This window comes from Aeromicrobium sp. PE09-221 (assembly GCF_002174305.1).
In the GTDB taxonomy this organism is placed as follows: domain Bacteria; phylum Actinomycetota; class Actinomycetes; order Propionibacteriales; family Nocardioidaceae; genus Aeromicrobium.
The window spans coordinates 102,988-117,330 of the sequence record NZ_MIJB01000010.1 but is presented as its reverse complement, the minus strand read 5'-3'; the positions used below and the strand labels follow the sequence as shown (position 1 = coordinate 117,330).

Sequence of the window (14,343 nt, the reverse complement as noted above, 5' to 3'; positions counted from 1 at the left end):
CGATGCAGCGACTAGAGGCGCTCGACAGGATCCGACAGGGGGTCGTGGGACGTTTCGAACCCGCCTTGGACCCACCTCACTCCCGCCGCCATGCAACCGGATTCCTGAAACTCAACGAAGACGCCGTCGTGGCACGCCTGCTCGGAGAGGGGTTAACCCCCAACGGCCGAGGCTTACCTCCCGACGTGAGAGCGCTGGGAGGACGAACCGAAGTTGGCAACATTCTCATGGTCGACATCCGCGGGAGAGCCCACGATGCCGGCACCATCGGCGTTGCTGAGTATCGTTCCACGGGCGTGATTGTCGATCCACGTTTGCGGGAGGTCTTGAACGACACCGTTGTCGGAGTCCGTCTTGAGTACGGAGGGCTTCCCGACTGGATCTCGAATCGGATCTATCACGACGACATCATCATGGAAGACGGCGGCTTCGTTGGCTGGCGCGCAGAACTTCGTCCCGGGCGAGGTACCGTCGCGGAGTTGGCCGAGGGGTTTTCGCTTCGGCTAAGTTCAGGATGGAGCGTCGCAGGCGAGTTCGATCGGCGAACGTTCTCTACCCCGCTTTGCGTCGCTGTCGAGTCGGACCGACGTCGACCTATCGGCGATCACCTTGTCAGGCTCGACGCCATTCACGCGCTCCTGAACATCGCTCATCGGGAGCCGGTTAAGTCCGTGGGCGGTTCAGCGAGATTGACACCGGGATCCGAATGGTGCGAGTTCTGGCAGACGGACATGATGTCCGACGACGCGGCCGCTGCAGCCAGTCAGTCTTTCCCAAATTTCGGTCTGGAAGAAATCGGCGGGATCGAAACCATCGCGAGCTGGATCGCTCTTGTCCTTAATCATCGTCGCGCCGTGACCCCACTTGTTCGACATGCGCTCGTCAGAAACCAGACGCCAGAGTCGCGGCTGTTATCGACCGCGGCGGCTATGGAGTACTGGGTGGCTGCAAATCGCCGGTCTGCGGATTGGGCTCGGAGGACGGACGAAAAGCTCCCGGCTGCCTTGGTCGGGAAGGTCCACTCAAACTGGAGGGAGTGGGTTGGGAATTCGACGGCTTGGGTGGAGCAGTTCTGGGCAGCCGATAACCATCTCAAGCACCAGCCTCAAGACGACCTTGACCCACAGGTCGTTCATACACTCGAGATCTCTGGTCGCTGGCTGTTGACGGCCGCGCTCCTAGACGAGGCATCAGGCACTAATGAACCGAGCCGACACATCTTCGGAGAATCACTCCCCCTCGGAAACCTGGGAACAATCGTTCGTGATGCGGTGGAGAAGGGTCAAGTACCGAAGTAGTCGCGAGCTCGCGCTGAACCCTCCGGCCACTCGAGGAGTTCGATCAGTACTCGCAGTTCCACACTCACGCCCCGTTCCGAAAACCTGGTGCGCCGACTCGCCTTGCACGGGGCGGGGTACCGTCAGCCGCATTTCCTGAGCGCCGATCGTCGGAACTCCTACGGAGGCGACGCCCCCGCCCGGAACGAATTTCCCCCTCACTCCTCAAGGTCGAGTTGCCGTGACGCTTTCGATACCTGTTCGTCCATGTCCACAACACCCTGTTCGCCCAGGAGGTCCATCAACCCTTGTGCCGCGTGCCTGATTGACAGATCCGGAGAACGCAACCCGTAAGCGATCACACTTGGGGCCGAGGTCACGAGCCCGTACCGTGCCAATGTCTGCGTTTCTTCAGCCTCTCCCAAGAGCTTTGACATAAGTGCCACCGCATCACCCGGGTGCGTTCGTGCTGCCTGCTCGATGTGCTCTCCAATGAAACTGCGACCCTCGAAGTCGATCCTGTCGGCAACCCGGATGAGTCGAGGAAGCCACCACGTGACGGGGAACTTTTCGCTGTGGACCCACCAGTAGAACTCCGCGAGCTCACCCGCGTCCTCGATACCCTGCTCAACGGCCAACTGCCGCGCGTCCCAGATCGCTTGAGCGCGCTCAATCAGTTCCCGACTTGGTTCGCCAGTGTGCAGGAAGCGCCAGCCCACGTGTCCCAAGACCGACGAGGCCGTTTCCGCGTCGACGCGAGCGAAATACGACTCTGTGCGCTCAGGCCACGGCGAGGAGGAGCCCCACATGGTGAGGGTCATGAGGTGATCTCCAATCACTTCGACGATCGAACGATCCGACTTCCAGCCTTCTTCCACCGGCTCGCCAGCGGCTGTGCGATCGAGGATGTCGTCGATGCTGGGCCAGAGGTCACTCAACAGTTGTGTGCTCGGAGTGTTGGTTGACAGGGCAGTAGTCACGAAGGCATCGCCCCAAGCATCGCTCGTCGAGGCACTTTCGAGCCACGAGGCTGTCCATGGTGCATCCACCCACATCATGATGCTGAGGCCTTCGCCAAGTGCAGCTGCAACAGCCAAACTCGAGTCGCGCGGATCGAGCCGACCGACGAGGGCGCTCTGGACAGCGCGGATGACCAGTTCAGAATCGAACGCTTCGCTGTGGGCGAGCTTCGCAGCCCTTGCTATGCGGATCAATGTGCGGACGACGACCGGTCGAGTCGTATTGAGCGATCTAGTCAGATGATCGCCCCCGGTTTCGTCCTCGTCGTTCGGGTCAAAGTGGTCCGTCCACTGAGCTACGAGTTCGACGGCATCCAAGAGTAGATGTGCGGGGACTCTCGTGGCCTGTCCATCGACGGCGCCTTGGATGATGCTGCACACCTGGCGCAATGGATACGTTCTCTCGAGATCCTCTTGGCTCACGAGGCCCTGAAGAACGCTGACACCACTGAAAAAGGCAGTCCATTCCAGGAGATCCGGCTCAGACCCTGCGATCTTCCGAAGCCCATCGAGGAACCGCGAGCGGTAGGGCTCGCCCAGTTCGAGAAAGGACTGCGTGTGCATGGTGAACTCACTGGGTCGAGCCTCCACGATGTCCTGGAGGGCCTCTGCTAATCCAGCCTTTGTGCCGGGCTGAGCCTCGTCAGGCTCCCAAGAACGAAGGGTTTCGAGGACGCTCTGGACAGACAAGGAGGAAAGTACATCTGCGACCGGTGGAGGTATCGCGTCAGTTGAGCTTGAGTGCCAACTACGGAAGCCAGCGTGCTCGTAATGCCCAAGGTCTGCCGCCAGTTCGGTGTGAACCTCGAGGAGGCGACCTCTGAGCGCATCGGCACCTATCGCTGACAGGAGTTCATGGCGACGCATCTGGGCGTACGCTTCCAACGCCTCCTCCTCTGATTCCCCATCCTTACGGTGCTCCACGATTCGCAGCTTGCGAGTCTCGCTGAGCGCCGGCTCTTCGTCCACGAGCGCCTCCCAGCGGCGATAGTCATCGTCACCCAGGCGGGGCAAAGTGGCAGCGGCCAACTGGGTGTACTCACGGAAACTCCATGGACGGCGAAGGAGGTCACGCCGGAGTATCCACTCGGTTGCGACCGAGAGTACGTCGGGATGGCCTTCGATCGCGGCTGACAGGGAAAACGCCGCGATCCGAATCGCTAGAGGCATTTCGTCCCGCTCAAGAGTCGCCATCGTTTGCTCGGGATCGTGGCCGGACTCCAGTTGAGCGATGGTCAGGTCCCGAAGAGCGTCTACCAACGCGTCCGCTATGTCATGGTGGCGGTAGTTCTGCTCATGGTCACTGATCGAGGGCCGCCAGATGACGCTTGAGTCCCACTCGCTCTCGAGGTCCCATGACTCGCTGATCATCTGTTCTTCACGAAGCCATGCATAGACGGTGCTAAGTAGACGTCCGTCGTCCTTCAACGCCGCAATCGTGCGCTTGAGTGCCTTTGCGTACCAATAGGCGGCGATCCCAGCCTGAACGTTCCGACGACCCCCAGCTCCTGCGCCGTCCGCACAACGCGGCCGCAGCAAAGCTTGAGCAAGTCGCATTGCAAACTTCAGCTCTCCTGCCTGCGCAAGGTGCTCGATAAGCGTCACCACGTCGAGAGCGAGCTGCGGCTCGAGCTCGCCGGAAAGACGCGAGTGAATCGCCGACACCATCGCTCGCGACTCGGAAATCGGCATCCGGAGGGCAGCTTCGATGAGCCGGACTGGCGCAGGCCAGGCTGTGTCCTTCTCGACAAGCCGAAGTAGCACCTCTCGCACCTCCGCCGGGCGATGCTGGGCCATGCGCACTAGATACTCGCCGGCAGGCCAGGGCTGCCATCGCTGCTCAGCACCCGATTGAAGCTCCTTGGGAGCATCAAGCGCACGGATGCGGTCGAGCGGCCCGATCCACTCAGGATTACGAAGTTGGTCGTAGAAGATTCTCCGGTGCTGAGGTCCGCCGACGCGAGCGAACGTTGCCGCCACTTCGCCGGCCGAGGGGGTTGTCCAGTCGCCGCCACCGGTTCGCACGTTGGCAGCGTCCACCGCGTCCCGAAGTTGTCGCTTGACCCTGAAGAAGCCGAGGACACGACTAGTGATCGCACTCTCAATGACGGTCAAGGCGCCCATGTACGCCTCACGGTCCATCGGCAACTCAGCGTCAGCCTTAGACGGGTGTCGGAGGCGCTCAAACGCTCCGATCGCGCTAATCACAACTCTGACGCTGCTGTCCTCGACGCCTTCGGTCGTTCCGAGGACGAGCGCCGCTCGCCGTGCCTGCGAGTTCTCACTGATCTGTTCCTGAGCTTGTACCCACGCCGTCATCGCCTTCATCACCGTGTCCGGAACGAGACCCAGCGCGGCCGTGCCAGCGGCGATATCGGCTTGGTAGTCGTTCCATGTGCCCACGAGCTGTTCACGCAGGTGCGCATCAGGGACCCGCTCGGGGAGGTCCACGTCTCCCAAGATTGACGGGAGGAGATTGACCAACTCGCGGAGGGCGTGGCCGGCGACAACCAACTTGCCGGTATCGAACTCAGTCGCCTCGACCGCCTCAACCACTTCGCGATATAGCTGTCCGCACAAGGCACTCTGGGACGAAAGAGCATCGAAAAGCTCTTCGCGTGGGACGGTCCACATCGAGCGGCGAGGTTCGGAGCTCGATTCTGGAGCGTCTGACGTGAGAGGAAGGTCAGTCGATTCACCAACGTCGTCGGATGAGCTACTGCTGCTGGTCTGCTCCGGCAAGGTTGCCTACCATCCCCTCGCTGGTCGAATTCTGGCGTGTGTAGGAAGAGACTAGGCCCACGTATCCGTGCTTGTGGCGGAGGCGAACGCCAACGTTGGGTCCGCGAGTTGTCAGTCGCACTGCCTACGGCCACGGCGGTCGAGCGCCGCGGCAGGACTTTACTGGTCCTGACCTTGGGTCCGGTCATAACCCGTTCACGACCCGCCTTCCTAGGTCACGCCGCGAGACCCCATGCCAGACTGCGGCGCCCTGCATGTGACGCCTGACGCCGTCCCCAGGGGGCCCGCGCGCACGTCGCTTCCAGACAGGGGGTGTTCGGAGGTGTTCGCGTGGCGAGGGTTCCGAATATTCTCCATTTTTTTCCGAACGGCCTCTGACCTGCGCAAACACTCTGCGAACGCCCCCAACGGCATGGGGGTGTTCGGGGGTGTTCGCACCGTGTTGCGCCGGAGCGGGGTGCACATTCGGGGCATGAGCACAGTCCAGATGCCGGCGGCGCCGGCGTATCGCTGGGGACCCGAACTGCACGAGGCACTCGCTATCGCCTCGACGCGCTTGGATGCGGTGAGTCTCCTGCTGAGTCGGGGCATTCCCGTGTTCCCGTGCGTGCCGGGCGGGAAGATTCCGCTGACGGCGCATGGGTTCCACGACGCCTCCTCCGACATCTCTCAGGTCGGCCCGTGGTGGACCCGGTGGCCTGAGGCCAATATCGGCGTACCGACCGGAGAGCGATCGGGCGTGGACGTGGTGGACGTGGATGTTCACCCCACTGGTTCAGGGTTCGCTGCCTTCGAGCGGGCGCGCTCGGAGGGTCTGGTCGATGGCTGGTCGTGGCTGGTGCGGACGCCGTCGGGCGGGGTGCATGCCTACTACCCGAGCGAGCCGGGTCGTGAGCAGCGGTCGTGGCAGGTGCCCGGCAAGCACATCGATTTTCGTGGCGATGGTGGCTACATCGTCGTGCCACCGTCGGCGGTCGCGGACGCTGACGGGTGCGGCGGCGTGTACCGGTCGATCGCTGTCGCCGCCCACCACGAACCGGCTCCCGTCGATGCGCGCGCGTTACGGGCGTTCTTGGATCCACCGAAGCCGATGGCAAGGCCGATCGACGCGCCGTCGGTCGATGCTGGGCCGGAGCGGCTCGCAGCGTGGGTGGCGAGTCGTACCGAGGGTGGACGGAATGCTGGCTTGTTCTGGGCGGCGTGCCGAATGGTCGAGCAAGGTCGCGACTTCCCCACGACCGCAGCTTTGCTGAGTCGAGCCGGCTGCGAGGCGGGTTTGTCCGAACGCGAATCGATCACCACCATCCGCTCGGCCTACCGGGCGGCGACCCCAGCACGTCCGTCTGCGGACCGATCAGTCTCCGTTGAGGCGGTCGGGCGATGAATACGCAGCAGCCGTACCGGCGTCGCGTTGACCGTGCCGCCCGTGAGCTCGGCACCACCCCTGTTCCGGATGGAAGCACGGATGTTGCCACGCGCACCGAACCGCCGATGCCGGGTACGCCTGGTCACTCGTCGTCGAGAAGTGGACAGAGTCGGACCATCGCGTGGGTGCGCGTCAGTGAACTGCACGCGGTGCTGGGGTCGCGCGTCGCTGGGCGCGGGATCGATCTGCAGGGCGAACTGGCGCGTCGGGCACGCCGGGCTCCCAGCGCGGTCGCGTCGCGAGTCTCGGCGTTGGGGCGCCCATGGCCATCGGCCACGCCGGGCGAATCGGCTCGCCCGAGTGACCGGACGGAGGAGCGGTCGCTATGACTGCGCATACGAATCTCGAGTCCACGGAGGGTCTGAGGTTCCTGTTGCTCCGGCTCGCCTACTCCGGGCCACGCGCGTGGCAGGACGAGGCCGAGGCCACCGAGCTGGTCGACTTCCTGACGACCAAGTACGGCGCGCTGGCCCGCAAGTACGGGCTGGAGCCGGCTGACGCCGCGGCCGCCGCCTTCGACGTCATGCGCACCAGGTCGGCCCGGGTCGCGGACGACACGTGGGCTGTCATCACTCGTGCCGTGCAGCTGACGCTGATCTACGAGGCACGTGCGCAAGGACTCTTGTGTTCGAACCAAGCGGCTCGGCGCCCCGAGCTGGCGGACTGCCATGACGCGGAGCGGTTCAGCGACCGCGAGCGAGCGCTGGCCGAGTTCCATCCCGCGTTCCACATCCGCGACACCGAGCCCTGTCCCGACACCGACGACGATCGCGCCGAGGAGTCGACCAACTCCTTCGTCGCACTGGACCGCGCGGTTGAGCTGTTCGCCGAGAACGGATGGCCGCCGGCCGCGGCCCGGATGGCGCTGGAGTACGTCTGCGCCCAACTGAGCAGCTGCGGTGACCGCCAGCGCGCCTACGAATACCTTCGCCGCGACGTCAAAGGCCGCAACCAGCTCGATCTGGATCAACGGTCATGGATCCGCTTGTTACGGGTCGTGCTCGGCGATCCGCGCCGAGACTTCGCCGGCACCCGCATGGGACGGGGGATCCTGCTTCGACTCTGCTTGGGTGAAGAACTCACCGAGTTGTGTTGCGACGACGAGGTCACCGCGATCATCTGGGACTCGTCGCCGACGGCGACGGGAGACGCTCATGTCTGAGACCGCAGGCCATATCGAGCTCGAGCGCCGGACCGATTCGATCCGGGTAGGCGTCCGGCACCGCCACACCACCGGCGACCTCACGCCATTGGTGACCTCGATCGGACGTGTCGGCCTGCTGCAACCGATCACGATCACCCCCGATGGCCTGCTCATCTGCGGGTATCGCCGCCTGGAGGCGGTGAAGCAACTCGGGTGGCGCACCCTTCGGGTGTGGGTGCGGCCCGGGCTGTCTGATGACCTGGCTCGCTTGCTGGCCGAACGAGATGAGAACACCACCCACAAGCCGCTCACCGCCCTGGAAGCAGCCGCGCTCTACGACGAAGTCAAGACGCTGCTGCGCGAAGACGCCGCCCGTCGCCAAGAGGCCACGAGGTTCGGCGGCGAAAACAACGTTTGCGCAGGTCAACCCGGTGATGCCGAATCGGCGGCACCGGGGCGCGGCCACGGGGACGTGCGCCGACAAGCCGCCGAACTCATTACGCACCGGGCGTCCTACAACCAGTTGGAGCAGATCCTGCAGATGGAGCGTGTGGCGGCGGATCGTGGCCGTCCGGCGGATGTCCGCAAGGTCGCCGAGGACGAGCTCGAACGGATCCGCAACGGTGGTGCAGTCGATCCGAGCTACCAGCGGGTGCGCGCGGTGGTGAGGGCGGCGGAGCAACGACCCACGCCCGCTGACGATTTCGATGAGATCGCCGCTGCCGCTCTGGCACGAGCGAAGGAAGATGACCGGCGACGTGCCCGTGAGAACAAGGCCCGGCGCGCCGCAAGTCTCGCGTCGATCAAGCGGAGCCCGCGGTCCTTCACTCTGTTGTGGGCCGAGATGTTGGGCTGGACCGGTCGGTACGACGCCGAACAACTCGCCCGGGAGCTTAAGGACGACGACTGGCAGCTGTTCCGCAACGTCTTGGACGAATCAACCGAGTTCGCGCGTGAGATTGAAGCGCTCCGGGCGGAAGCGGCCACCTGAGTGGTGCCACTTCTACCGAAGGCCACACCATGCTCAGTCCAACCCTGACTCGCCCCCATCCCCGACGGTTGCTCGTCTTGGCCGCCACAGGTGTGTCGGTCGCGTTGATGCTCGGCGCCATCGCGATCAGCTTCGACTCCCGACCGTCTGAGCCCACCACGCGTCCCGGCGACTCAACAGTGCCCCTGTCCTCCGCAGCGCCCAGCAACGCCGATGTCCGGCCGGCCGTGGCCGTTCCCCGCAATGGCGATCCGCGGCAGTTCGTGCGCGATGTCGCCGCCGCGATCTTCGCGTGGGACACCCGGACCGCGTCGGGACCCGCGGAGCTCATCGAGCCGTTTCTGACGATCGCGGACCCGACCGGTGAGTCCTCCCCCGGGCTCGTCTCAGACCTGGCCGGGTATCTCCCGACCCACGACGCCTGGGTGGATCTGCGCCGCTACCAAACCCAGCAGCGTCTCGAGGTCACAACGGTCGCGGTACCGGAACTGTGGGCCACCGCAATCGAGCAGGCGGGCGGGGAGCTCGCACCGGGCACTGCCGCTTTCACGGTCCGCGGCATCCGTCATCGCGCGGGTTCGTGGGAGGGCGACCTGGTGAGGTCGAAGCACCCGGTCGCGTTCACGGTCTTCGTCGTCTGCGCCCCGACGTATCCCACCTGCCACCTACTGCGGTTGTCGCGTCTCGACGACCCGCTCGAGTAGGACGCTGCGATGCGAGTCCTGCTCGCCAGTGCACTGATCTCGGTCCTGTTCGGACCAGCGGCCGTCCTGCTGAGCGTCGGCCTGCTCGTCAACCCGGCTGCACAGGCCTCCTGCATGACAGGCGAATCAACCCTGAGGGTTGGCCCGGTACCGGACCATCTCGACACCAAGACCGCGGACGGCACGCGAGTCCGGCTGAACCGCCAGCAACTCACCCACGCAGCGACGATCGTCCAGGTCGGCAGCCGTCTGGACGGCGTCGGCCGCGACGGGATCACCATCGCGTTGATGGCCGCGCTGACGGAGTCGGGCCTGCGGATGCTCGCGAACTCCATCGTCCACCCCGGCTCACGGTCGTTCCCGAACGACGGCGACGGCGGCGATCACGACAGCCTCGGCTTGTTCCAGATGCGGCCCAGCAGCGGCTGGGGACGAGTTCCCGAGTTGATGGACCCGACTTATCAGGCGCGAGCGTTCTTCGGCGGCCCGTCCGGCCCGAACCACGGGTCACCGCGTGGCCTACTCGACATTCGCGGCTGGGAGTCGATGTCCAAGAGTGCCGCGGCCCAAGCCGTCGAGGTGTCGAGATACCCCGACCGCTACGCGACCTGGGAACCGGTCGCCACGCGCATCATCGACACGCTGACCGGCGCGTCCCGCGCCACGGCCAGCGAGCCCGAGTCCAGCCGTGTCGTGTTTCCCCTCCCCCGCGGGACGTGGGTGCGCACCAGCGGGTTCGGGATGCGCCGGCACCCGGTCACCGGTCAGTACAAACTCCACACGGGCGCCGACTACGCCACCGCGGCCGGAACCGCGATCCTGGCCGCGGCGGACGGCCGCGTCACGTTCGCCGGCCCGGCGACCGGGTACGGGAACCTGATCATGATCGAACACACCGTCGGCGGCCGCCGCGTCGCCACCGGCTACGCGCACATGTACGCCGACGGCATTCACGTGCGGGTAGGTGACCGGGTGACGGCCGGTGAGCGCATCGCTGACGTCGGCGTCGCCGGCTATTCCACCGGCGCCCATCTGCACTTCGAAGTCCGCCCAGGTGGCGCCGACGCCGCACCAAGCGACCCCGAACCGTGGCTCGCCGCCGGTGGCGCCTCCGAACTCGAAACAAACCCGACCGAGACGGGTGCGCGCTGCGGTCCACCGACGGACGACGCCGAGAGCTTTGCCGGAGCGGACCCCGGCCAACTCGTCGACGACCCCACGACCTCCGGCCGGATCACGGCACGAGCCGCGCACGTCCTCACACAGATCGAGCAACGCTTCCCGACCTCATCCTGGGCATGTTGGCGACCGGGCAACCCAGACGACAATGACCACTCGGCCGGTCGCGCCTGCGACGGCACCTTCGGCAACTCAATCGGCACCCGCGCCACCGGCGCCGCCCTCAATGCTGGCTGGACAACGACCAACTGGCTCAAGGCGAACGCCGAGCAGCTCGGCGTCGAGTACCTCATCTGGCAGGGCCGGATCTGGTCCGTCCGACGCGCCGCGGAGGGATGGCGGCCCTATGACGGCGGCGGAACGTTCGACCCCCGATCCGTCACCGGCGGGCATTACGATCACCTGCACGTCACGGTCTCCTGACCGGCGCGCGCACCTGCATGACGTGACCCATCCACTCTCCTTCGCGCCTACGCTGGCCAGCCCGGACTTCGGGGCAATCGGCTCGTCCTCAACGCTGCGCCACCTCGTCGGGGCCCTGCTGGCCTACGGCCTGCTGACCGCCATCCTGATGGTCGTCGTCTGCGCAGCGATGTGGGCACTCGCTTCAGCGCAAGGCAGCTGGCACGCCGCCACCAAGGCCAAGACCGGGATCGTCGTCGCGCTCGCGGGAGCCGTACTCACGGGAGGCGCGCTCAGCTGGGCGAACTGGCTCCTCGATCTCGGAGCAACGCTCTGACCCATCGCGCACCACCGGGCGCTCTGCGCACCTGTGAAGCAGGACCCAACCCGCCAGGAGGCAACCGTGCTTCACCTCAACCCGACTCGACTTGCAACCCATCTGCAGGCGAACGTCGACATCAACCCGAACTCCAATGGGCTTCCCGGGATCCGCCAGCTCAGCTCCATCGTCGGCGCTTCGATGACCGTCGGGCTGATCCTGGCGGTGCTCGCGGTCGTCATCTCGGCGATCGTGTGGGCACTCGGCTCGAACTCGTCCAACCCGCACCTGGCCGGGCGCGGCAAGCTCGGCGTGCTGGTCGGGCTGGGCGCAGCGATCGTCACCGGCGCATCAGTCGCGCTGGTGAACTTCTTCTGGAACGTCGGCCAGGCCGTCTGATCTGCCATGGCCGATGTGTGTGACGTCCCGGTGATCTCCGCGGTCTGCGCCACCGCGGGTGAAGGTGCCGCGAGTCTGGTGGCCGCCCCGTTCGACTGGCTCGCCGTGAGCATGGGGAACGCGGCCGCGTGGATGTTCGAGTCCGTCTGGGCGGTCTTCGACTCCACCACGATGGTCGACGTCACCTCCGGCCAGTTCACCAAGGTGTACGACATCTTGTTCGGGGTCGCGGTGTTCGTGATGCTCGGGTTCTTCATGCTGCAGGTCATCGGCGGGATGATCCGCCGCGAACCCGCGGCGCTGTCGCGAGCGGCGCTGGGCCTGGCGAAGTCGATCCTGGGGTCCTTCGTCGCGCTCGCTCTGATCGCCACGGCGCTGGAGATCACCGACCGGATCAGCATCGGCATCGTCCACGCCGCCGGCACCAACATGGACGCGATGGGTGAACGGATCACCCTGCTCGCCGGCGGAATCGGTTCGCTGCAGGTCGCGGCCCCGGGCGCCGGCGCGGTCATCACGATCCTCGTCGCCGGTCTGGCGCTCGGCGCAGCGGTCATCGTCTGGATCAGCCTGCTGATCCGCAAGGCACTGCTGCTGATCGCGATCGTCTTCGCGCCGGTCGCGCTCGCTGGAGCGAGTTGGGACCAGACCCGTGGCTGGGTGTCCAAGTGGGCCGCGTTCGTGCTCGCCCTCATCCTGTCCAAGGTCGTCCTGGTCGTGATCTTCCTGCTCGCGACCGCGCAGGTCTCCGCGCCCATCGACAGCGACCTTCGGTCGGTCAGCGAACCCATCTCCGGCGTGGTGCTGATGCTCATGGCCGGGTTCGCGCCGTACCTGACCTACAAGGCCATCGGCTTCATGGGATTCGACATGCACCACGCAATGTCCGCCGAACAAGAAGCCAAATCCGCTCTCAACCGGCCCGTGCCCATCCCCCTGAATCGCAGATTCGGCCAGGCACCGTCCGCCGTCTTGGGAGGCGGAAGCTCAGGCACGTCCCCCGCATCACCTACGCCGTCGCCGGGACCCAAGCCCGGGACAGCGACGGCCGGCCAGGCCGGCATGGGCGGCGGCCAAACCGCGGCCGCGGCCGGCCCGGTCGGTGTGGTGGCTACCGCGGCCACCACCGCATCATCAGTCGCCAAGGGCGGCGGCAGCGTCGGCCGAGCGGTCGGTCACGCAGCGACCCAGCAGGCCCACGCCAGCACTCCCCCGCCATCAGCCCCGCCCCCGCCGACCGCGGCCGTGCCTGTTGTCGACTCGCCCGGCGGACGGTGAGTGCCATGACCGACATGTCTGAGGCGGCCCTGCGCCCGGTCAAGTTCTCCCGCCTTTCACGCCGCGGGGTTCTGCTCGGACTGTCGGTTCCTCAGCTGGCGACGGTCGGTGTAGGTGCCGTCGTTCTGGTGGTCGCGCTCTATGCCGGCGGATCGGCGCCGCTGCTGATTGCTGTCCCCGTCGTGGGCGCGTGCGTCGTGTTGGCGTTCGTCGGGATCGGTGGCCGCAAGCTGGTCGAGTGGACGCCGATCGTCGCGGTGTGGCTGTGGCACGCGACGGGCGGTCAGTTGCTGTTCCGGCGCCAGGTCGTGCGCCCGCGTCCCGCTGGCACGCTGGCCCTGCCAGGTGACGCGGCACGGCTGCGCGAATGGGTCGACCCGGGCACCGGCGCGGTGATGGTGCACGACCCGCACGCCGCCACGCTGACCGCCGTCGTGGCGGTGACGCATCCGGCGTTCATCCTGCTCGACCCCGCGGAGCAACATCGGCGAGTGCTCGGGTGGGGGCGAGTGCTCGCGACAGCCTGCCGGTCCGGCCGCGTCGCGGCGCTGCAGGTCTGTGAGCGGACCCTCCCGGACTCCGGGCGCGGATTGAGTGACTGGTGGACCCGTCATGGCGAGCACGACGGGACGTGGGCTTCGACCGTCTACGACGAACTCATTGGTCGGGCGGGGCCTGCCGGCGAGCGGCACGCGAGCACCGTCTCGCTGTCGATCGACTTGAAGTCAGCCGCGCGGGCGATCCGCGCTGCTGGTGGCGGCAATCGCGGCGCGGCCGAGGTCTTGCGCCAGGAGATGTCGACGCTGACCTCGGCGCTGCGATCAGCCGATCTGGGACCGACGGACTGGCTCGGACCGGGCGATCTCGCGGTGATCCTGCGCTCGGCCTACGACCCGGGTGTGGCGGCGGCGCTGGAGCGCCACGGCGACGCCGGCCGTGACCTCGCGACGGCTGGTCCGGTCGCGGTGAGCGAGGAATGGGGCAGCGTGCGCAGCGACTCGGCGCACCACTGCGTGCTTTGGATTAGCGAGTGGCCCCGGTCGCTGGTCTATCCAGGATTCTTGGCGCCGGTGTTGCTGTCCTCGGGGATCCGGCGGACCTTCACGCTGCTGTACACACCGATGCGGACCGATCAGGCCGCCCGCGACATCCGGCGCAAGAAGACCGAGTACATCTCCGACGCGGCACAACGCCAACGCATCGGCCAGATCGAGGACGCGCAACAACACGCCGAGTACACCGACGTCCTCGCGCAGGAGGCCGACCTCACCGCCGGCCATGGCGTCCTGCGGCTCACCGGGTTGATCACCCTCAGCGCCCCGGACGTTAACGAGCTCGAGCGCGCGGTCGCCGACGTCGAGCAGGCCGCGATCCAAGCCTCGTGCGAGACCCGGCGGCTCTGGGGCCAGCAAGCGCGAGCATTCTGCGCCGCCGCCCTGCCGCTGTGCCGCCACGTCTGACAA

The 14,343-nt window shown here is 66.2% G+C and carries 11 protein-coding genes; 10 read left to right on the top strand and 1 reads right to left on the bottom strand.

The genetic code is table 11. The annotated features are described in order from the left end of the window. The first annotated feature begins 2 nt into the window (after window positions 1–2). On the top strand, window positions 3–1,298 hold the full coding sequence (locus tag BHE97_RS06495; protein WP_140399999.1) for a hypothetical protein: 1,296 nt from the start codon (window positions 3–5) through the stop codon (window positions 1,296–1,298). Between the two features lie 197 nt (window positions 1,299–1,495). Here BHE97_RS06495 and BHE97_RS06490 read toward each other — a convergent pair whose 3' ends face one another. Continuing rightward, window positions 1,496–4,930: a hypothetical protein gene (locus tag BHE97_RS06490; protein ID WP_087623216.1), complete on the bottom strand. Its 3,435-nt coding sequence runs from the start codon at window positions 4,928–4,930 to the stop codon at window positions 1,496–1,498. Window positions 4,931–5,510: 580 nt separating this feature from the next. Here BHE97_RS06490 and BHE97_RS06485 point away from each other — a divergent pair. The 9 genes from BHE97_RS06485 to BHE97_RS06445 all read left to right on the top strand — a co-directional run bounded on the left by BHE97_RS06485 (window position 5,511) and on the right by BHE97_RS06445 (window position 14,340). Beyond that, window positions 5,511–6,422, top strand: a complete 912-nt coding sequence (locus tag BHE97_RS06485; protein WP_236757553.1) for a bifunctional DNA primase/polymerase — start codon at window positions 5,511–5,513, stop codon at window positions 6,420–6,422. A gap of 367 nt (window positions 6,423–6,789) precedes the next feature. After that, entirely contained in the window at window positions 6,790–7,626 is an 837-nt protein-coding gene (locus BHE97_RS06480) for a hypothetical protein (RefSeq protein WP_087623214.1), read from the top strand. Further along, complete coding sequence (locus tag BHE97_RS06475; RefSeq protein ID WP_087623213.1) at window positions 7,619–8,599, top strand: ParB N-terminal domain-containing protein; 981 nt, start codon at window positions 7,619–7,621, stop codon at window positions 8,597–8,599. Before BHE97_RS06480 ends, BHE97_RS06475 begins: the two co-directional genes overlap by 8 nt. Window positions 8,600–8,628: 29 nt before the next feature. Further along, the gene (locus BHE97_RS06470) at window positions 8,629–9,303 is read left to right on the top strand and encodes a hypothetical protein (protein ID WP_087623212.1); all 675 of its coding nucleotides are present in this window, start codon (window positions 8,629–8,631) and stop codon (window positions 9,301–9,303) included. A gap of 9 nt (window positions 9,304–9,312) precedes the next feature. After that, window positions 9,313–10,905, top strand: coding sequence for a M23 family metallopeptidase (locus BHE97_RS06465; protein WP_087623211.1), 1,593 nt, complete (start codon window positions 9,313–9,315; stop codon window positions 10,903–10,905). Between the two features lie 22 nt (window positions 10,906–10,927). Beyond that, on the top strand, window positions 10,928–11,221 hold the full coding sequence (locus BHE97_RS06460) for a DUF6112 family protein (RefSeq protein ID WP_236757552.1): 294 nt from the start codon (window positions 10,928–10,930) through the stop codon (window positions 11,219–11,221). Window positions 11,222–11,287: 66 nt separating this feature from the next. Then, complete coding sequence (locus tag BHE97_RS06455; RefSeq protein WP_170931301.1) at window positions 11,288–11,602, top strand: DUF6112 family protein; 315 nt, start codon at window positions 11,288–11,290, stop codon at window positions 11,600–11,602. 6 nt (window positions 11,603–11,608) lie between these two features. Next, on the top strand, window positions 11,609–12,880 hold the full coding sequence (locus BHE97_RS06450) for a type IV secretion system protein (RefSeq protein ID WP_087623210.1): 1,272 nt from the start codon (window positions 11,609–11,611) through the stop codon (window positions 12,878–12,880). 14 nt (window positions 12,881–12,894) lie between these two features. After that, window positions 12,895–14,340 (top strand): SCO6880 family protein, encoded by a 1,446-nt coding sequence (locus BHE97_RS06445; RefSeq protein ID WP_087623265.1) that lies wholly within the window; start codon window positions 12,895–12,897, stop codon window positions 14,338–14,340. Window positions 14,341–14,343 lie beyond the last annotated feature (3 nt).

Bases quoted from the DNA above. Each gene is read 5' to 3' on its own strand.
- BHE97_RS06495 (WP_140399999.1), top strand. From the start codon at position 3: ATGCAGCGACTAGAGGCGCTCGACAGGATCCGACAGGGGGTCGTGGGA.
- BHE97_RS06490 (WP_087623216.1), bottom strand. From the start codon at position 4,930: ATGTGGACCGTCCCACGCGAAGAGCTTTTCGATGCTCTTTCGTCCCAG.
- BHE97_RS06485 (WP_236757553.1), top strand. From the start codon at position 5,511: ATGAGCACAGTCCAGATGCCGGCGGCGCCGGCGTATCGCTGGGGACCC.
- BHE97_RS06480 (WP_087623214.1), top strand. From the start codon at position 6,790: ATGACTGCGCATACGAATCTCGAGTCCACGGAGGGTCTGAGGTTCCTG.
- BHE97_RS06475 (WP_087623213.1), top strand. From the start codon at position 7,619: ATGTCTGAGACCGCAGGCCATATCGAGCTCGAGCGCCGGACCGATTCG.
- BHE97_RS06470 (WP_087623212.1), top strand. From the start codon at position 8,629: ATGCTCAGTCCAACCCTGACTCGCCCCCATCCCCGACGGTTGCTCGTC.
- BHE97_RS06465 (WP_087623211.1), top strand. From the start codon at position 9,313: ATGCGAGTCCTGCTCGCCAGTGCACTGATCTCGGTCCTGTTCGGACCA.
- BHE97_RS06450 (WP_087623210.1), top strand. From the start codon at position 11,609: ATGGCCGATGTGTGTGACGTCCCGGTGATCTCCGCGGTCTGCGCCACC.
- BHE97_RS06445 (WP_087623265.1), top strand. From the start codon at position 12,895: ATGTCTGAGGCGGCCCTGCGCCCGGTCAAGTTCTCCCGCCTTTCACGC.